The sequence below is a fragment of the Haloglycomyces albus DSM 45210 genome, from assembly GCF_000527155.1.
GTDB lineage: Bacteria > Actinomycetota > Actinomycetes > Mycobacteriales > Micromonosporaceae > Haloglycomyces > Haloglycomyces albus.
Window position 1 is genome coordinate 2,164,914 of record NZ_AZUQ01000001.1, and the last position, 18,322, is coordinate 2,183,235.

At 59.2% G+C, this 18,322-nt stretch carries 15 protein-coding genes; 11 read left to right on the forward strand and 4 right to left on the reverse strand.

All coding sequences use genetic code 11. The features are described 5' to 3' along the window. Nucleotides 1-85: 85 nt before the first annotated feature. The 3 genes from HALAL_RS0110150 to HALAL_RS0110160 are packed head-to-tail and all read right to left on the reverse strand — an operon-like array spanning nt 86 to nt 4,546. A complete protein-coding gene (locus HALAL_RS0110150) occupies nt 86-2,377 on the reverse strand; it encodes a transglutaminase TgpA family protein (protein WP_156937696.1) in 2,292 nt (763 codons plus the stop codon). A 2-nt stretch (nt 2,378-2,379) separates the two neighbouring features. Next, nucleotides 2,380-3,567 carry a DUF58 domain-containing protein gene (locus tag HALAL_RS0110155; protein ID WP_156937697.1) on the reverse strand — a complete coding sequence of 396 codons (1,188 nt, stop codon included), beginning with the start codon at nt 3,565-3,567 and terminating at the stop codon, nt 2,380-2,382. 58 nt (nt 3,568-3,625) lie between these two features. After that, complete coding sequence (locus tag HALAL_RS0110160; protein WP_084472090.1) at nt 3,626-4,546, reverse strand: AAA family ATPase; 921 nt, start codon at nt 4,544-4,546, stop codon at nt 3,626-3,628. 365 nt (nt 4,547-4,911) lie between these two features. On the opposite strand from HALAL_RS0110160, the gene leuS reads away from it, so the two are divergent. The 11 genes from leuS to HALAL_RS0110225 all read left to right on the forward strand — a co-directional run bounded on the left by leuS (nt 4,912) and on the right by HALAL_RS0110225 (nt 17,433). Then, nucleotides 4,912-7,731: a leucine--tRNA ligase gene (gene leuS, locus HALAL_RS0110165; protein ID WP_025273911.1), complete on the forward strand. Its 2,820-nt coding sequence runs from the start codon at nt 4,912-4,914 to the stop codon at nt 7,729-7,731. Nucleotides 7,732-8,057: 326 nt separating this feature from the next. Continuing rightward, a complete protein-coding gene (locus tag HALAL_RS0110170) occupies nt 8,058-8,699 on the forward strand; it encodes a cell division protein FtsQ/DivIB (RefSeq protein ID WP_169732436.1) in 642 nt (213 codons plus the stop codon). A 67-nt stretch (nt 8,700-8,766) separates the two neighbouring features. Continuing rightward, nucleotides 8,767-9,897 (forward strand): cell division protein FtsZ, encoded by a 1,131-nt coding sequence (gene ftsZ, locus HALAL_RS0110175; protein ID WP_025273913.1) that lies wholly within the window; start codon nt 8,767-8,769, stop codon nt 9,895-9,897. Beyond that, entirely contained in the window at nt 9,857-10,582 is a 726-nt protein-coding gene (locus HALAL_RS0110180; protein ID WP_029767720.1) for a YggS family pyridoxal phosphate-dependent enzyme, read from the forward strand. The genes ftsZ and HALAL_RS0110180 overlap by 41 nt, the downstream gene beginning before the upstream one ends. Nucleotides 10,583-10,874: 292 nt before the next feature. Further along, nucleotides 10,875-11,420 (forward strand): cell division protein SepF, encoded by a 546-nt coding sequence (locus HALAL_RS19195; protein ID WP_025273915.1) that lies wholly within the window; start codon nt 10,875-10,877, stop codon nt 11,418-11,420. 22 nt (nt 11,421-11,442) lie between these two features. After that, complete coding sequence (locus tag HALAL_RS0110190) at nt 11,443-11,733, forward strand: YggT family protein (protein WP_245598081.1); 291 nt, start codon at nt 11,443-11,445, stop codon at nt 11,731-11,733. 406 nt (nt 11,734-12,139) lie between these two features. Then, on the forward strand, nt 12,140-12,940 hold the full coding sequence (locus HALAL_RS19200; RefSeq protein WP_025273917.1) for a DivIVA domain-containing protein: 801 nt from the start codon (nt 12,140-12,142) through the stop codon (nt 12,938-12,940). Between the two features lie 485 nt (nt 12,941-13,425). Next, entirely contained in the window at nt 13,426-14,040 is a 615-nt protein-coding gene (locus tag HALAL_RS0110200; RefSeq protein ID WP_025273918.1) for a hypothetical protein, read from the forward strand. Nucleotides 14,041-15,470: 1,430 nt separating this feature from the next. Continuing rightward, nucleotides 15,471-15,875 (forward strand): TraR/DksA C4-type zinc finger protein, encoded by a 405-nt coding sequence (locus HALAL_RS0110215; RefSeq protein WP_029768201.1) that lies wholly within the window; start codon nt 15,471-15,473, stop codon nt 15,873-15,875. Continuing rightward, nucleotides 15,839-16,498, forward strand: a complete 660-nt coding sequence (gene lspA, locus HALAL_RS0110220) for a signal peptidase II (RefSeq protein WP_281171612.1) — start codon at nt 15,839-15,841, stop codon at nt 16,496-16,498. The genes HALAL_RS0110215 and lspA overlap by 37 nt, the downstream gene beginning before the upstream one ends. Then, nucleotides 16,498-17,433 carry an RluA family pseudouridine synthase gene (locus HALAL_RS0110225; protein ID WP_025273920.1) on the forward strand — a complete coding sequence of 312 codons (936 nt, stop codon included), beginning with the start codon at nt 16,498-16,500 and terminating at the stop codon, nt 17,431-17,433. Before lspA ends, HALAL_RS0110225 begins: the two co-directional genes overlap by 1 nt. A gap of 208 nt (nt 17,434-17,641) precedes the next feature. On the opposite strand, the gene HALAL_RS0110230 is transcribed toward HALAL_RS0110225, so the two are convergent. Continuing rightward, on the reverse strand, nt 17,642-18,286 hold the full coding sequence (locus tag HALAL_RS0110230) for a GNAT family N-acetyltransferase (protein WP_025273921.1): 645 nt from the start codon (nt 18,284-18,286) through the stop codon (nt 17,642-17,644). Nucleotides 18,287-18,322 lie beyond the last annotated feature (36 nt).

Genomic DNA, 18,322 nt, shown 5'->3' on the forward strand with positions numbered 1-18,322 from the left:
GCTTCCCAGAACTGACACGTTTCACGAGGCCGCGGGCGCCGCCGATATCAAACGGTCACCCACAGTCCCAACCGACGCAACCAGCCTACGCCGCCGAACCGACATGTACCGGCCCGCCGGTGTCGTCCCGGGCTTCGGCCACAGTCGTTTTAGTCGGAAAAAACGTCGTCGGCGCGATGAAGCGGTTTCGCACACGCCTGCGCCGACTCGCCTGGGCGTTCATAGCACGGCGAATAGCGGTGACGATACCGGCGAGATCGGTCTCTTCGAACGTTCCTTCCGGTGCGTAGCGCTGTTGTTCGACGGCGATACACAGCCTTTCGAACGCTTCGGCGGCCACCGGGTAGTCGAGGCTCCACTGCCGGGCCACAGTGCGAGGACTGTCCCCCGACGCCACGTGACCACCGAGGTCGCGGTGGGTATCGACGACTTCCGCCCAGGCCGTTTCCGCCGAGATGTGCCGCCACCTCAGCCGTCGGCGTCGTCGCCACGGGCGGACGGCGGAGACGGCGATCAGTAGTAGAGCCAATAGCGCCGTGCCCACCAGCCACGGCCACGGCAGATTGGCCCGCTGATCCAGACCCGTTTGACGATCGGCTCCCGTGACGGCATCGCTCGCCTCCTCCTGGTCGGGGACGGCCGTTTCGCTCTCGTTCTCAGGTTCGCTCGCATCGCGTTCGGTATCGTCGTCTTCCACGGGGTCCGACTCCGAACCCCCGACGCGATCCGAATCGGAAATGGAATTCTCCCAGGCGAAATTCTGGTCTCCCTCCACGCCGACCGACGGCGTCGGGTCGAAGGTCAACCAACCGTGCTCCGGGAAGTACAGCTCGACCCAGGCATGATAGTTATTACTGGTAACGACCCACTCATCGTCCTCTTTTTCACCCGGAGTCAACCCGATGACGACCCGAGAGGCGACTCCGGCCTCCCGCGCGAGCCACGCCATGGCGCTCGCGTACTGCTGGCAGTAGCCCTGTTTGTTGTCCAGAAAGTCGAGGATCGCCGATTCGTTGCCCTCCGGGGCGGTTTCCAAGGCGTAACTGAATCCGTTACTGGCGGACAGATGCCGCTGGATCGCACGCACCCGGTCGTAGGCGGTGGATTCCTCCGCGGTGATCTCGTCGACCCGGTTTGCCAGTTCCGGAACGTCCGGGTGTGTCAGATAGCGCTGGACGTCGTCGTCATAATCCAGGCTGGAGCCCAACGCACGCAGGTTGTCGGCATTGGGGTTCGGCATCCCGTATTGAAACGTGTATTCGTCGACCGACGACATGTCGTTGTCCGCGCTACGTACCGTCTCACTGTCCGATTCGTATCCCCATTCGGTATTCAAGCCGTCAAGGTTGCGAAATGTTCGAGGCAGGGGGATGGCCTCGTCGTACATCCCCACGTTCGTTACCGAAGCCACCCATGCCTTATCTACGTCGGCGTTGTCGAAGGTGGCCGAATTCAAGGGTTTCTGAGGGTCACGAGTATCGGCGGTGAAGCCGTTGTCTGAGATCTCGTCCGCCACGTGCATCCGAAGGTACGGCGGTGACGGATCGTCGGTCTTGAGCCGAAGCAGCTCCTGTTCCTCGTCCCGATTGAGGGTGCCGGACAGCCTGGCCCAGGACTTGACCCGACCGGCTCCGCCGCCTGAATCCGAGACATACCGGTCGGCGTGGCTGAGTAGTCCGGTCGTGGGAATATCCATGAGCGTCACCGCCAGTATCGACACCATAAGCACGGGAATCGTCCACAGGCGACCACTGTTTCCCATCGGAGTGGCCGAAAACTCCTGCCCTGGTCCTCCCTGGGTGCGAAACCGAATACCGAAATCGTGAATTCGCGTGAGGTGATCGGAACTCAACACCCACATGTAGGCCAAGGCGGAGGTGATAAACCACAGCACCAGGACCGGCTCCTCCGATACGGACATCAGCAGTCCAAAGGGGGCGAACAACGGGGCGACGCTCAACACCGGGAGGCGTAGGACCCCCACGATGAGTTCGTGTAGGGCCATCAAGACGATCACGGCCAATATCGCCAGGGTCATGACCGCGCCGGAGTACTCGACGGGCCATTGTAGGTAGAGGATTTCGGTCAATGCGAGTGAGATCTCGCTCTGCCAGTGGGAAAACGTCGCGGGAAGCGGTACGACGATCAGGCTGACGTGCGCGGCCGTCATCAGGGTGGCCGCGCTCAAAGCGCTCATGAGGACCGCTATGGCCTGTAGCCAGATGCTCCAACCGCGCCAACGCACGAGCGCGCCGGTCCCGTGTATGAAGAGCATGGCCACAATGGTGGTGAAGATCCAGCCGAAACCCTTGAACACTGTCAACAATGGAAGGAGCGACAGCCAGAACGAGATCGCGATGGTAGTGGTCAGACGCATGTTCACACCCCGTTCGATCCCACAGAACCCAATTCCTGCCACAGCCGCGGAAGATCACTGTCCGCCGTCACACACCGGACGGACCAACCCGCTTCCCGCAGTCGCGCCCAACCCCGGTTGGTGCCCTGGGCGCAGAATGCGATCCGGTCACCGCCGCCTGTTGCCGTGGCGGCGACCAATTGAGCTTCTTCGTCGGTGATGTCGCCCAGGAAGGCCACGAGTGACACTCCTTCTCGCATTGCTTCGGTCAATTCGAAAACCGCGTTCCACGAAGCCGTGCCGTGGTGATCATTATCCTCGACGGTGGCCAAGTGTCGCAAGATGGCCGGAGAGGTGCCGCCCGGTACGACAGCGCCGTTGGCGAGGAGATCTGGTACTTTTCCGTTGCCGGCCAAGCAGGCCGCTACCGAGGCGCAGGCACTCACCATCCATTCGAAGACGGGACCGTTGGAGTCCGTTCCGAACGCCTCGGCCCGAGTGTCCAGCCACAGGACCGCGCTCTTCTCCCAGGTCTGCTCCTCACGTCGCACCATGAGTTCGCCCCGACGGGCGCTGGACTTCCAATGCACGCGACGGAGATCATCACCTCTGCGGTATTCGCGAACCGCGATATCGTCGTCGCCGCTGACGGCGATGTGACTCGAGCTGGTACCCGTGTTGAATCCGCTTCCACCGACGAGCGAGCGACCGCGCAGAGCCTGCAAACGAGGGGTAACGACCAGATCGTCCATGACCGGCGTTACCGAGGTGTGCTTCACCATTCCAAAGGGATCGCTCACGCGGGTTCGGATGGGGCCGAGTGGAAAGATTCCGCGTCGTTGAGCCTGGAGTGAATAGTTCATGCGAGTCGCCGACCTGGCGGGCAAGCGCTCGACGATCAGGCGTGGCGACTCGTGTAGCCGGGGTGGCAGGCGGTCTTCCAACAATACGGTGGTGGAGGCGGTACGTCCGTCGTTGTGGATGTCAATGCCGATTGTGGTGGATTCATCGATTGATACCTGGGTCGGATGGAGAGAGCGTTCAAATCGCAGGTGGGGCCGGCGAAAGACCATTACCGCCCATACGAACAGAGGCAGAGTACAGAGGAACGCTCCGATCAGTGCCAGGTCCCGCTCTCCGATCACGAAGGCGGCGGAGATGAGAAGTATCCCCATCCCGAGTAGCGCGAGTCCCCTTCGGGTGATCCACACGGTCCCTCCCGGTTCTCGGATCTGAGTGGAAACGCCGCAATTCCAGCGTTCGGTCGGTTCAGCTACGTTGCAGAGGAATACGGTTCACGATTTCGCGGCAGATCGTGTCCGCCTTGAGGCCCGCCACCGACGCTTCCGTCGTCAGGACGAGGCGGTGAGCGATGACCGGACCCATGAGGTACTGAATGTCGTCGGGTATGACGTAGTGCCGTCCCTGCAACGCCGCCCATACACGGGCACACCGCAAAAGCTGCAGACTGGCGCGTGGGCTCGCGCCGAGGCGGATCTCTTTGGCACGTCGGGTGGCGTTGACGAGGCTGACGGTATATTGTTTCAGTTCGTCGACGACGTGGACGTGGCGTGCGGCTTCGGTCATACGCACCACGGTCACGGCGTCGCACACAGGTCGAAGGGACCGAAGGGGATTGTCCACGCCGTGTTTATCGAGGATACCCACCTCGGTTGCCGTATCCGGGTATCCCAGTGACAGGCGAGCCGTAAAGCGGTCGCGCTGCGCTTCCGGCAGCGGATACGTTCCCTCCATGTCGATGGGGTTCTGCGTGGCAATGACCATGAACGGTGATGTCAAGGGGTGCGTTGTGCCGTCGACGGTCACCTGACGCTCTTCCATGCATTCCAGAAGGGCGGATTGAGTCTTGGGGCTGGCGCGGTTGATCTCGTCGCCGATGACCAAATGGGAGAAGACGGCTCCCTCTTTGAACACGAATTCACGCTTGTCCTGATCGTAAACGCTCACTCCGGTGACGTCGCTGGGGAGTAGATCCGGGGTGAATTGGATGCGGTTGACATCGCATTCGATTGATGCCGCCAGAGCTTTGGCCAGCTGGGTCTTGCCGACTCCCGGAACGTCCTCGAGGAGCAGGTGGCCCTCGGCGAGAAGAACGGTGAAAGCGAGACTTATCGAGCTGCGTTTTCCGCTGATGACACTTTCAATATTGTCGATGACACGGTCGGCCATCGATCGGAAGGCAGTGAAGTCGACGGACGCGGTGGACGGTGACACCAAGAGGCCTCCGGGGGGTATGGGGACGGTCTGATCGTGGTTCACGTTATCACGGCGATCGTCTCAGGTGAGGCTCGCTTGAGCACGGTATCCCCCAGGTCGGCGAGTCCCGGAAATCGGCGCGCCGTCGTATCGGATTTCCAATCGCGGGGAGTATGGGCTATACTGGCGACATGCGTATTCGGAGATTCAACCTCCTCCTTACCTAGCCGTGTTGCACTGAACTGTTCGCAACACGGCTGCCCCGGTCTGCGGGGCTTTTTTTGTGCCTAAAATCAGTCGCCGTTTCAGGCCATGAACGATGAACGGATATCAGAATCATGAGTGAACCTAAACACCGTTATGACGCCGGGTTGGCCGGCGAGATCGAGCCGCGCTGGCAGGATTATTGGGAGAACGAAGCCACCTTCGACACCCCGAACCCGGCGGGGTCGTTGGCCGATTCACAACATCCTCGTGCCGATGCCCCAAAGAAGTTTGTTATGGACATGTTCCCGTTCCCTTCGGGGGCGGGTTTGCACGTCGGTCATCCCCTGGGGTACATAGCCACCGACGTGTACTCGCGTTACCTGCGCATGGCGGGTTACAACGTTCTGCACCCGATGGGGTACGACTCCTTTGGACTGCCGACGGAACAGTATGCGGTGACCTCCGGGCGTCAGCCGGCCGAAATCACCGCCGAAAACATCGATCGTTACCGGGCGCAGTTGCGACGGATCGGGATGGGCTATGACAATCGTCGCGAGTTCGCCACTTCGGATCCGTCGTTCTATAAATGGACCCAGTGGGTCTTTCTGCAGATCTTCAATTCCTATTACGACGAACGGGCCGATGCGGCTCGCCCGATCGAAGAGTTGATCGAGCAGTTCGAACAGGGGCGTCGGTCGGTTCCCGGGGAACGCGAATGGGACGATCTGAGTGCGGTGGAGCGCCGCCGGATCATCGATGAGCACCGGTTGGCCTATGTCACCGAAGCGCCGGTGAACTGGTGCCCCGGTCTGGGGACGGTGCTGTCCAATGAAGAGGTCACCGCTGACGGGCGCAGTGAGCGCGGTAATTTCCCCGTCTTCACCCGCAAACTGAAGCAGTGGATGATGCGGATTACGGCCTATTCGGAGCGTCTGCTGCGCGACCTGGAGATTCTGGAGTGGCCGGAGTCGATCAAGATTATGCAGCGCAATTGGATCGGAAAATCCGAAGGCGCCTTCATCGACTTCTCGACCTATGCCGGCGACATCAGGGTCTTCACCACCCGCCCCGACACCTTGTGGGGCTCCACCTATATGGTGTTGGCTCCCGAGCATGAACTGGTCGATTCGCTGACCGCCGAATCGTGGCCGGCGGGCATTCCGTCGGAATGGACCGGAGGCTATGAGACGCCGGGCGCCGCGATAGCGGCGTACCGGGCGGAAGCGGCGCGGAAGACGGATGTGGAGCGTCAGGCCGACGCCAAGGACAAGACCGGTGTGTTCATCGGTGGGTATGCGACCAATCCGGTGAACGGTGAACAGATCCCCGTCTTCATCGCCGATTACGTTCTGGCCGGTTATGGGACGGGCGCGATCATGGCCGTTCCGGCACACGATGATCGTGACTTCGCGTTCGCGCGGGCGTTTGACATTCCCATTCGACAGGTCGTGTCGGACGGTACGGATTGGGACGGGTCCGCCGCGCTGACCGATACCGAGTCCGGAGTGGTGGTCAACTCCGACATTCTGGACGGATTGAACGTCGAAGCGGCGAAGCGTCGGATCATCGATTGGTTGAGCGAGCACGGTCGGGGCGAAGGTACGACGACCTACCGACTGCGGGATTGGCTGTTCAGTCGGCAACGGTACTGGGGCGAGCCGTTCCCCATCGTCTACGACGAGTCCGGATTGCCGGTGGCGGTTCCGGAGGAGCAATTGCCGGTAACGCTGCCGGAGATGGACGATTTCAGCCCGGCCACCTTTGCCGCCGACGATGTGACCTCCGCTCCGGAACCACCGTTGGGTCGAGCCAAGGACTGGGTCACGGTGGAGATGGACCTGGGTGACGGAACCAAAACCTACACGCGCGAATTGAACACCATGCCCAACTGGGCGGGGTCCTCCTGGTACGAACTGCGTTACACCGATCCGAGCAATCCCGATCAGGTTGCCGATTCGGAGAATGAATCGTATTGGATGGGGCCGCAGGAGAACGTTCCGAGCGGCGGAGTCGACCTGTACGTCGGCGGAGCCGAACATGCGGTACTGCATTTGTTGTACGCGCGTTTTTGGCACAAGGTTCTGTACGACCTGGGGCATGTGTCGAGCCCGGAACCGTTCGCGCGTCTGTTCAACCAGGGCTACATTCAGGCCTACGCCTATACCGACGCCCGCGGGGTGTACGTTCCCGCTCATGAGGTGGAGGAACGCGATGGTCGTTACTTCCATCAAGGCGAAGAGGTCAAGCGGGAATACGGCAAGATGGGCAAGTCGTTGAAGAACGTGGTGACTCCGGACGAGATCTGTCGTGACTACGGTGCCGACACGTTCCGGGTCTATGAGATGTCCATGGGCCCCTTGGAAGTGTCGAAGCCTTGGGAGACGCGCGCGATCGTGGGCTCGTATCGATTCCTGCAGCGTCTGTGGCGGAACATCGTCGATGAGGAGACCGGCGACATCAAGGTGGTTGACGCGGAGGCGGACGAAGAGACGCTGAAGGCGATGCACCAGGCCGTCAAGGGAGTTCGCGACGACTACTTCAACCTGCGGATGAACACCGCGGTGGCCAAGTTGATCACCTTCAACAATCATTTGGTCGGCCTGACGCGACTGCCTCGTGCCGTGGCGGAGACGATGGTGCAGTTGACCGCCCCAATGGCTCCGCATATCTGTGAGGAACTGTGGCGGCGTCTGGGACACACGGGCACGATCGCGTATGTGGACTTCCCGGTCGCCGATGAGAATTACTTGGTGGAAGATACGGTGACCTACCCCGTTCAGGTGAACGGCAAGGTCCGGAGCCGCATCGAAGTGGCCACCGACGCCGAACGCGATGCGATCGAGGCCGCGGCACTGGCCGACGAAAAAATCCAGTCCTCGGTGAACGGTAAGGAGGTCAAGAAGGTGATCGTGGTTCCCAACCGCATGGTTTCGGTTGTGGTGGCGGGATAGTCATGTCACCGTCGCTATGAGCTTTACCGATGGTCCAGGGGTTTCGATGGGTGGAATCCCTGGACCATCGGTGTTTGAGAACGTCCTGCTTGCCGGGTAGTGGGGACCGTTTCAACCTGAAGGCATGACGGACAAGCGGGCCCGGTGTGATCGAATGACGGAGGGGTTCGGCACCGTGCCGGAATCGGATTCTGTCGTTTTTAACGACGCAATTGTGCCAGTATGACCGCATGTTGCGTGAATCGACGAAGCGATGGAAAATACCCGGACTCGCATTGCCGGCGGGTCGTTCGTGGTTCAGTGCCTTTCGCACATTGAAGCTGTGGTTGGCCGCCGCCGCAGTCGTATTGGTGGCGTTGACCGTGGCGGCCGCGTTGTATTCGCCTCTATTCGCGATTAAGAACATTCGGGTGGAGGGCGCGCACTTTGTCGATGTGGACGAAATTCGGCGCATCGCCGGACCCCATAAGGACGAGAATCTTTTTCGTTTTGACGCTTCGGGTTTGGCCGAGGAATTGGTGCGTCTCCCGGAGGTGAAATCGGTCGAAATAGTTCGGAGCGTTCCCGATTCCGTAGCGATCGAGGTCATGGAACGTCGGCCCTACTTTGCCGTGCGAGACGACGACGGTTATATCATGGCTGATGATCAAGGTGTTGCCTTTGCGACCGTTGACAACACGGCAGAAGTACAGTGGATGGTTGAAATTGACGACCTTTCAATTCTGGAGAAAGTAGCGGTGCCCCTTCGGGAAATTTTGACCGAACTCCCCACATCGATTGCTTCGCAGGTAGAAACTGTTCATGTGACCTCCCTTGAGGCAACCACATTGAAATTGACCGACAGGCGCGTTATACGCTGGGGAGATGACAGTGAGAATGAGATGAAGTCTCGAGTTTCTCTGGCGTTGTTGCAACAAGGGCATCATGAGATTGATGTCAGCGCTCCGCGTGCGCCGACGATAAGTTAGCGTTAAAGAGCGTAGGCTATGAAATTCTAGAACAGATACGTCCAGCGAGAGGGAAGGGCTCAACGCGATGACAGCACCGCATAACTACCTCGCAGTCATCAAAGTCGTCGGTATTGGAGGTGGCGGCGTCAACGCGGTCAACCGCATGATCGAAGCTGGACTCAAAGGAGTTGAGTTTATCGCGATCAACACCGACGCACAGGCATTGCTTATGAGCGATGCCGATGTGAAGCTCGATGTGGGTCGTGAATTGACTCGAGGCCTTGGGGCCGGAGCCAATCCCGAAGTCGGGGCAAAGGCGTGCGAGGACCACCGCGATGAAATCGAAGAAGTCCTCAAGGGTGCCGACATGGTATTCGTAACCTGCGGTGAAGGTGGTGGAACCGGAACCGGTGGGGCACCGGTCATCGCCAACATCGCCCGCAAGGCCGGGGCGTTGACGATAGGCGTCGTGACACGTCCGTTCGCATTCGAGGGCAAACGCCGGCAGACCCAGGCGGTCACCGGAATAGAGGATCTACGGTCCGAATGCGACACACTGATCGTCATTCCCAATGATCGTCTTCTGCACCTGGGTGATCGTGGAATATCCATGATGGATGCATTCCGTCTTGCCGACCAGGTTCTACTCTCAGGTGTTCAGGGAATAACAGATCTGATTACCACCCCAGGCCTGATCAACCTGGACTTCGCCGACGTCAAGAGCGTCATGAGTGGGGCGGGATCGGCCCTCATGGGCATAGGCTCGGCGAGAGGGGAGAATCGCGCTGTCGAAGCGGCGAGGGCGGCCATCGAGTCGCCCCTGCTGGAACAGAGCATGGAAGGCGCACAAGGCGTACTGCTGTCGATCGCCGGAGGTTCGGATCTAGGTCTCTTCGAGATCAACGATGCCGCCGAACTGGTCAGCGACTGCGCGCACGCCGACGCCAACATCATCTTCGGAGCCGTCATCGATGACGCTCTCGGGGAGGAAACCCGGGTCACGGTCATCGCCGCCGGATTCGACAGCGAGGACGATCAATTCGAGATCGCGGAGCCCAAGCGGCTCTCCATTTCCGACTCCTCGGAATCCGGATCGGATTCCTCAGGTGGCGAAAGCGACTCCCGTTCCGACTCCAATCCGTCGAACACGCCCGAACCGCGTAAGGTTCTCTTTGATGACGTCGATGTACCCGACTTTCTCAAAAACGGATCCTAAACGAACCGAAGCACTACGATCCAGCCTGGCCGAAGCGCAACGTGACGTTCACGCCGCCTGCCGCCAGGCGGATCGTGCGCCCGATGAAGTCCGGATCATCGCGGTCACGAAAACGCACCCCCCGGAAGACGCCGCCACCCTAGTAGACATCGGTCAGATCGACCTGGGAGAGAACAAGGCCCAGGAAGGCACTCCCAAAGCCGAACAATTGCGAACCTGGGACCGTACGCCACGCTGGCACTTTCTGGGCCAGCTGCAACGCAACAAAGTGCGCAGCGTGGTGTCGTGGGCCGATTGGATTCACTCGGTCGATCGAACTCGCCTCGTCGATGCCGTCGACCGGGCCGCCGTCGACCGGGAAATTTCGATCTGCCTCCAGGTCAACCTGAACTCCGAATCCGGCCGAGGCGGAGTCCTCCCCGGTGATTTGGAAGCGCTCGCGGAACATGCCGCCGCGTGTTCGAACCTGCGAGTACGCGGAGTCATGGCGGTGGCCCCCCTGGAATGGGAATCAGAACGTGCCTTCGAACGCTTGGCGGATATGTCCCGCGTCGTTCGCCGGGTGGTACCTGACGCAAGTGAGATCTCAGCGGGAATGACCGACGATTTCACCACAGCGATCGAATACGGGTCGACGATGGTTCGCCTGGGAAGTAAGATCCTGGGCCGTCGCCACGGTCGATGAGCTTACCCCCGTGTGGAGACGGTACAGGGGAGGACTTCTGTCACCTACGATCCTGATGGGGTACGTAAGTTCCGCTCATCTATTGTGTTGGTGTGACGCAATATTGCGTAACGGTGCCACCATGTGCTGAACAATCGACACAAAAGCGTCTTTTCCGAGCTGGGCCGAGTTAGGATTGATCTGGGCATGACCAAGCGATATACCCTGTTCGGAACTCGCCCAGCGGGGTAGATCGTCTCGCAGGCCGGCTCTGGGTGGACGCTGCGGTGTATTAAGTGGGAGGAGCTCAACTATGGGGGCAATGCGGAAAGCCGGCGTATGGCTCGGGCTTATCGAAGAAGAGGAACAGGCACGGCGCAGGACGATGTCAGAGGATGTCGACGAATTCGCCGAGGAAGAGCCTGAACCACAGCCGGTGCGTCGCGCTCCACGGCGAATTGAGCGTACCGAGCCCCGACCGGCCGTTCGCCAAGTCAATCGAAGTGGAGTCACTCCGTTGCGTGAGGACGTCGCGACCACGCCGAAGGAAGCCCCCGCCCCGGCGCCGAGTGAACCGCAGAACAATTACCGCATTACTACGTTGCATCCAACGACTTACAACGAGGCGCGGACGATCGGCGAGCGTTATCGTGAGGGAACTCCCGTCATTATGAATCTCTCGGAAATGGATGAGGCCGATGCCAAACGCCTCGTCGACTTCGCGGCGGGTCTGGTGTTCGGACTGCGGGGTTCGTTTGAGCGGGTGACCAATCGAGTATTCCTACTGTCGCCTGCTAATGTGCGGGTGACGGCTGAAGATAAGGCCAAGATCGCTGAGGGCGGTTTTTTCAACCAGTGACGATTGCGGGATACTAGTCATCGTGAACCTTGTTATCCAGTGTATTTACCTAGCCCTGTTCCTTTTCTTCGTGGCATTGCTGGCCAGGGTCGTGACCTCGATCGTCGTGCAGTTTTCCCGCCACTGGGGACCGGGGCCGCGAGCCGCTGCGTTCTTTGAAGTAGTATTTACCATTACCGATCCTCCTCTACGGGGGTTGAGAAAACTGATCCCACCCCTCAGAATTGGCAATGTGTCGCTCGACCTGGCTTTCTTGATCGTAATATTCGCGACGGTCATTCTCATGAACGTGGTGGGCGCCAACATCCGATGACGACCGCTCGGTTGTTGACCGACGGCACCACAGCGGAGTGGTAGGAGACACTCGAACGGGTAAATCGGAAGCACCCAGATCACTAATGGCTGAGCTATTGATCTAGCGAGTGGACGGATGTCGTTATGGTGTCGAATGGACGTGCCAAACGACGATCCGATGCTGATCGGACCACGACTGGTCAGCGACGAAAATTAACGCTTCCGGGTGTTTAGGCACTCGGAAACGCACCAGGGGAGTTGGCGGAGCATACTACATGCGAGACCTTGCTATATTCGCGACGTAAACAATGTGGCGCGTGCGAAGTTCACTTTGTCTTGGTTGGTTTGCGAAGTAAACTCCAATAGCCACTCGGATTTGCCCCCTAGTGCCGATCCTGACCAGAAACAACTGAGAAGGAGTTTCGATGCCGCTGACCCCGGCTGACGTTCACAACGTCGCATTTAAGAAACCCATGCTTGGCAAGCGAGGCTACGACGAAGACGAAGTCGACGGCTTTCTCGACGAGGTGGAACGGGAACTCGTTCGCCTCAACGAGGAGAACTCCGACCTGCGGTCGCAGATCGAGAGTCTGCGCGCCGGCGCCCCTCCCGGGGCGGCCGACAACGCGGAACTGGCCGCGGCGCTCGAGCGTGTACAGCGTGAAAAGAGCATGCTGGAACAAGAGCTTGCCGACTTGGAGATGCAGCTGAAGGAGAATTCTCAGCAGCTGCAGGCTCTCCAGCAACAGCAGCAGCAACCGAGCGCTCAAGTCGCCGCCGCTGCCGCCGCTCAGGGAGATGGAAGTAACCCCGGTGGCGAGCAGGAAGCTCTCCATTTGCTCATGATGGCTCAGCGTACGGCCGACGAGCACGTGGAGGAGGCCGAACGCAAGGTGGAAAGCCTGCTCGGTGACGCTCGTTCCGAGGCTGAGGACCTTGTGGCACAAGCGAAGGATCGCGCCGCACACCTCGAAGCCGACGCTCAGCAGCGTCACGAGGACGCCATGTCGTCTCTGGAGACGAAGCGCTCGTCCTTGCTGAAACACATCGAAGAGCTGAAGACCTTCGAGCGCGACTACCGCACCAGATTGAAGATGTATCTGGAGAGTCAGCTGCGCGATCTGAACGGCCAAGCGGAAACCGATGTGGAAGAGATCGAAGCGGAGGCGAAGGAAAAGGAGACCACTCGCAGCCGCAAGGCGAATTACAACTCGCTTCCCCTCTAAAACATGACGACTCCAAAAACGTGAGTGAACACCCACGAAAGCTGACTGAACAGGTGGGATGTATGACGGCGTAGTGGTCTAAGTATGGGCGGACGATTCGCAGGGGAGAATCAGACGAATCAATACTTAGACCTGACTACCTGTGCCAACCGGACTGTGTTCTGGTTAGGCGCACGTATTGAGATCCACTGCGCTGAGGCGACGACTGTCGCACACGGCAGCGGACGCGATGATCAATGACCATCACTCTCCGATGATATAGCGAATACATGCGGTAATAAGGTGACGATGGGTCCGATCAATTTTCTTGTCTTGAACCATAACCTGAACCGGTATCGTCTCGTTAATTCAGTTATGCAGGGATCGAAACGAGAATCGAACCGGTGCTTTTAAGGCACAGTTGGACGGCACGGAAACGGCCAGCGATGTCTCCATGATCCCTATACCACCCACATCACATTATTGAAGCTTGGGAAGGCATAGCGATGATCATCGGTAGTCTGGGCGTGCTAGTAGCCTCCGCGATACTCCTCATAACCGGCGTCGTCATCGGAAACGACCAACTCTTGACCGCCTCGATCGTGGCCTCGATCGTTTCGGCGCTCTTTCTCTACGTCGGTGCCGCCTCAATACAGCGCGAACAGCCTTATCGGCGTCCGTACTATTCACAGGATCCCGATGAGACCGCGGAGTTCTCCCGCATCATTCCCGATACTCCCACCAATGAGATTCCCGCCGTTCGGCAAGAACGCTTCGAGTCCACGGAATACCGTATCGACCGTGGCGATCCGAATATACCTGCCCAGGCCTCTCAGCAGGACGAACCGTCGGATTCAATAAAAGAGGAACTCGACGGTGAGCCCAGCGAACAGAAACTCAGCCATGTGGAGAAAGCACAGCTCATGCGCCTTACCGCTGAGGTAGTGGTTATTGACGGGCGACCGCGTTTCCACCATTCCGGCTGCGTCCATTTGGTAGGCCGTGAAACCGAATCCCTGCCGGTGGCCGAAGCGATGACTCTAGGATTCGGCCCATGTGCGCTATGCGAACCCACTTCTTGGTTGGTGCGTGACCGCTCAACCTTTGTTGGTAGTGGGTGACCGCTCAGCTTGCCCCAGGCACTCCATATTTACGCTGTGGGGGATTCTCACGACCTGAAGGTCGCGACGAATCCTCCTCGCGCAAATCTGAAGCACCTGGAACAACCTGAGCTCTTCTCCAGCTCTACCGCCGCTGCACTTGCGCCTGTGGCGCTTCGTTCGCGGCTCGCCAGTTGGTTTATCCGTGGGAACTGTGCGGTGGTTGAGCTCTTTGGAAAGCACAGGCAGCTCTACCGCTTCTATGCTTCGCTCGAAGCTAGCCAGTTACGTAGTGGGGTGGGCAGTTGTCGTAGATGAATAAGCTCTTTTATCGCTGCACGGCCCTGTGCATGTGCGGCTCGCGAGAATACGGTTCGTGGTGGGCGGCGATGATCTGGGTTGCACGAAAGTGCGGTTGAACTTCGAGTTCGTCGCCGAGGTGAGGCTGCCGATAGAACACTGTTGCGGCATCAAATGGCGTCTGTTTCTCGGCGCTTTGTCCGTTCTGTCCACCAATGGCGATACAGGTCGAATTAAGCGATGATTCTCGTCGACTTGTAGTTGGATAATACAAGTGTGCTATTGATTACGGCCTCGGATAAAAACCCTCATTATCAGGTGAAACCTCCAGGCGACTTACATATCTGCGATTCGGTGCTTTCTGGAATATATTGACCATCCAGTATCAGTTGCGTATCCTGTGTCATTAACTGAAATTCCGCGTTTCACCGTGTTCACCTGCGGTGAAGGGAGGCCGGGTGTGCGATGAGCGTTTACGTCCGTGTGCGCTGTGAACCGATGACCGACGAATGTCGTAGTTGTCGGGATAATAGGCACGTTATTGCGGCACAGTAATCGAATACGGCGTTACTTCCGGTGTCCAATGACGACGCGGACGACCGGTTGGATCAGTGCAGCCGTGGCGTTACTGATAGTGGCGCCTAACTGGGAATGGATCGAATAAAGGACTGCTCAAAGAGAGCCACCGGTTCCTTGGAGAAATCCTGTGATTGGACTCTGGAACCCCAGTGCAAAACTAAATATCCGTACAAATGCGGAACAACTTCAGTCGAGCCGCCAGCGCCGAAGGCGTGGTGCGGCGTTTGAGCTGGAGAGGAGCTCAGACGCTGCATAGTGCGTCGAATAGTGGGATTCTCAGGTTCCCTGCGTACTTCAGTACGCGGGGTTCTGAGAAGGCCGCTAGGCGACGTGCTGTGCAGTGGTTGAGCGGTCACGCACCAACCAAAAAGCCCTCGTGAGGTCCGATGACTGACGAAAAGAAGTCGGCTAAGAAGTCGGCGAAGAAAACCGCGAAGCGGGCGGCTAAGAAGACCGCCGCTAAGAAGGCTACGACCGTGGCCAAGAAGACCGCTGTGAAGAAAGGCACGTCAAAGAAGGCGGTGAAGAAGGCGACACGTAAGTCGACGCCATCCGCTTCTGAGGCCGCCTCTGTGGCGGAGGCGCCGAAGACAGCGGAGCCGACCGGTCCGCGTCGCAGTGAGAGTGAGACGCGGGAACTGCGTGAAGCGCTCACTGAACGCCTGGAGGAACTGGAGGCGGAACGAGAGACGCACATTGCCGACATGGCCGCTGCGCAGCGTGAACGCCTGGCTGATTCCGCTGGAGACGATCAGGTGGACGCGGGTTCGAAGACGGTGGAGCACGAACAGGAATTGACGGTGGTGCGTTCCATCACCGACCGCATCAATCAGATGCACCGGGCGTTGGAACGACTGGAAGTGGGCGATTACGGTATCTGTGAGAAATGCGGGAAACCGATACCGGCGGCTAGACTTGCAGTGTTCCCGTCCGCGACCTTGTGCGTCGACTGCAAGCAATTGGAGGAAAGCCGCTGAGTACCGCATCGTCTTCCGGTAGCACCCCTACCGAATCGAACCTGGACGCCTCAACTCGTTCAGGGCGACTTTATGTCTGGTTCATCGTGGTTGGCGCGGTAGCGATCGCCGCCGACGTGGTGACCAAATGGCTGGCGGCCGAGTTTCTCCAAGGAGGCGAGTCGGTTCGCCTTCCCACCGGGGCGGTGTACCTGAGTTACACGACGAATCCCGGGGCCGCGTTCAATCTGGCCAGTGATTACACCTGGTTGCTGGCCTTGATCGCTCTGGCCGTCATTGTTTTTCTCCTGGTCATCGCGCGTAAGATCCGGACTAAGACGTGGGCTGTCACCCTCGGTCTACTGTTGGGCGGCGCGACGGGGAATTTCATCGATCGAGTTTTTCGCGAGCCGGGTTTTCTGCACGGCGAAGTGGTCGATTTCATCAGCCTTTTCGCTCCGAACGGCCAGGTCTGGCCGATATTCAACCTGGCAGACAGCTCACTTGTCGTAGGCGTTACTCTGGTGGTTCTACTAGAATTCACCGGTAGATCATTTTCCCCCCTTCCCGACGAAGAGGATTCCCGGTCGGATGGGAAAACGACCTCGAACAGTGTCGACAAGCAATCCAAGGAGGCCGAGTAGTGTCACGCCAGTCGCGTTCGTTGCCGATTCCCGAAGGTTGTGAAGGGCAGCGGATCGACCAGGTGGTGAGCAAAATGCTCGGTCTTTCCCGCGCTGCCGTCGCCGAGCTCGTCTCCAACGGCGAGGTGAGCCTTGACGGGGCGGCAGTGCCGTCCAAATCCACCCGAGTCGTCTCCGGTACGTGGCTTGAGGTGCTGCTACCTCCGCCGCCGGAGGACATTACCCGAGCCAAGGCCGAACCGGTGGAGAACATGGATGTCATCTTCTCCGACGATGACATCGTTGTGGTCAACAAACCGGTGGGAGTGGCCGCCCATCCGTCGGTCGGTTGGAGTGGTCCCACCGTCACCGGTGGTTTGAAGGCCGCCGGGCATCGGCTGAGCGTGTACGGACCCGATGAGCGAGAAGGTATCGTGCATCGCCTCGACGTCGGCACCTCGGGAGCCATGGTGGTGGCCAAAAGCGAGCGGGCCTACTCCGCCTTGAAGCGGGCGTTTAAGAACCGCGAGGTCAGCAAGCGCTATCACGCCATCGCTCAGGGGCATCTGGACCCGTTCAGTGGAACGATAGACGCGCCCATCGGTCGGCATCCGCGGCACGATTGGCGGTTCGCGGTCATGCAGGACGGAAAACGGTCGGTGACCCATTACGACACCCTTGAGGTGTTTCCGGGAGCGACATTGCTGGACGTGGGTCTGGAAACCGGTCGTACCCACCAGATTCGGGTGCATTTTTCCGCTCTGGGGCATCCTTTGCTGGGTGACCCTCTATACGGTTCCGACCCGGTCATGGCCGAGAAGTACGGTCTCATCCGTCAGTGGCTGCACGCCTATGAACTGTCGTTCGTTCACCCGGGCCGTAACAAAGAGGTCACTTTCACCAGCGATTATCCGGAGGATCTAGAAAAGGCGCTTCTCCAGCTACGTGGCTACTGATTGGAGATTCCAGCGGCGCAGACCTCCGGATTTGTCCGTGGGGTTAGCCGCTCACAATGGTGCGCGGTTGAATACGTGAGCCCGATGCAAGCCGCCCGTGCAATATCAGTAAACTGTATCCGGGCAACTGCGATAGCCAAGCAACCGCCTACGCCGCAGGGCTTGCGGTGTCAGCCTGTGGAGACCTCGCCGCCGGGCGGTCGACGAATCAGGAACCAGTGGCCCCCGTGAGGGGACCATGCCAACCGTCGGGTTGGAATCCCCCGGATTTATCCGTGGGGAGGAGGTCAATTGCGGTCGCCTCGAGGACGCGGGGAGTCGTCACCGGCTTCGGCGGCACCGTTGCCGAAGCCAAGGTGCGCTGCCAGATCCCCACGTCCCACCATCGTCCGTTCTTGAATCCGTTATCGGCCAGCTTGCCGATCAAGGTGAAGCCGGTTTTGCGGTGGAGGGCCTCGCTGCCGGGATTGGGGCTTGTGATCTTGGCGATGGCGGTGGTAAAGCCTTGGTAGGTGAGTTCGTCCAGCAGTGTTTGATACAGGCGGGTTCCCACGCCTTGTCCGGCGGCTTCGGCGGCGAGATAGATCGTTGTCTCGGTCGACCAGGCGTAGGCCTCTCTCGCGTTCCAGGAAGCCGCGTAGGCGTATCCGAGTATTCGCGGGCCCTGTTGGGCGATCAACCAGGGATACTGTGCGGACCCTTGAGCGAGAAGCTTGGACCATTCCTCGGGCTCGTACAGCTGGAGGCGGAGATTGGCTCCGGAATTGAGGACGTAGTGATTGGCAATGCGGGTGATCGCATCCACGTCGTCCTCATGCGCTGATCGAATGACGGTTTTCTCGGACTGGCTCATTGGGGAGATGGTAGCGCTCGGCGATTTCAGTCGTAT

What these genes read in the sequence shown, in the direction of transcription:
- HALAL_RS0110230 (WP_025273921.1), bottom strand. Translation starts at nt 18,286, where the DNA reads ATGAGCCAGTCCGAGAAAACCGTCATTCGATCAGCGCATGAGGACGAC.
- HALAL_RS0110200 (WP_025273918.1), top strand. Translation starts at nt 13,426, where the DNA reads ATGATCATCGGTAGTCTGGGCGTGCTAGTAGCCTCCGCGATACTCCTC.
- HALAL_RS0110160 (WP_084472090.1), bottom strand. Translation starts at nt 4,546, where the DNA reads ATGGCCGACCGTGTCATCGACAATATTGAAAGTGTCATCAGCGGAAAA.
- leuS (WP_025273911.1), top strand. Translation starts at nt 4,912, where the DNA reads ATGAGTGAACCTAAACACCGTTATGACGCCGGGTTGGCCGGCGAGATC.
- HALAL_RS0110180 (WP_029767720.1), top strand. Translation starts at nt 9,857, where the DNA reads ATGACGTCGATGTACCCGACTTTCTCAAAAACGGATCCTAAACGAACC.
- ftsZ (WP_025273913.1), top strand. Translation starts at nt 8,767, where the DNA reads ATGACAGCACCGCATAACTACCTCGCAGTCATCAAAGTCGTCGGTATT.
- HALAL_RS19195 (WP_025273915.1), top strand. Translation starts at nt 10,875, where the DNA reads ATGGGGGCAATGCGGAAAGCCGGCGTATGGCTCGGGCTTATCGAAGAA.
- HALAL_RS19200 (WP_025273917.1), top strand. Translation starts at nt 12,140, where the DNA reads ATGCCGCTGACCCCGGCTGACGTTCACAACGTCGCATTTAAGAAACCC.
- HALAL_RS0110150 (WP_156937696.1), bottom strand. Translation starts at nt 2,377, where the DNA reads ATGCGTCTGACCACTACCATCGCGATCTCGTTCTGGCTGTCGCTCCTT.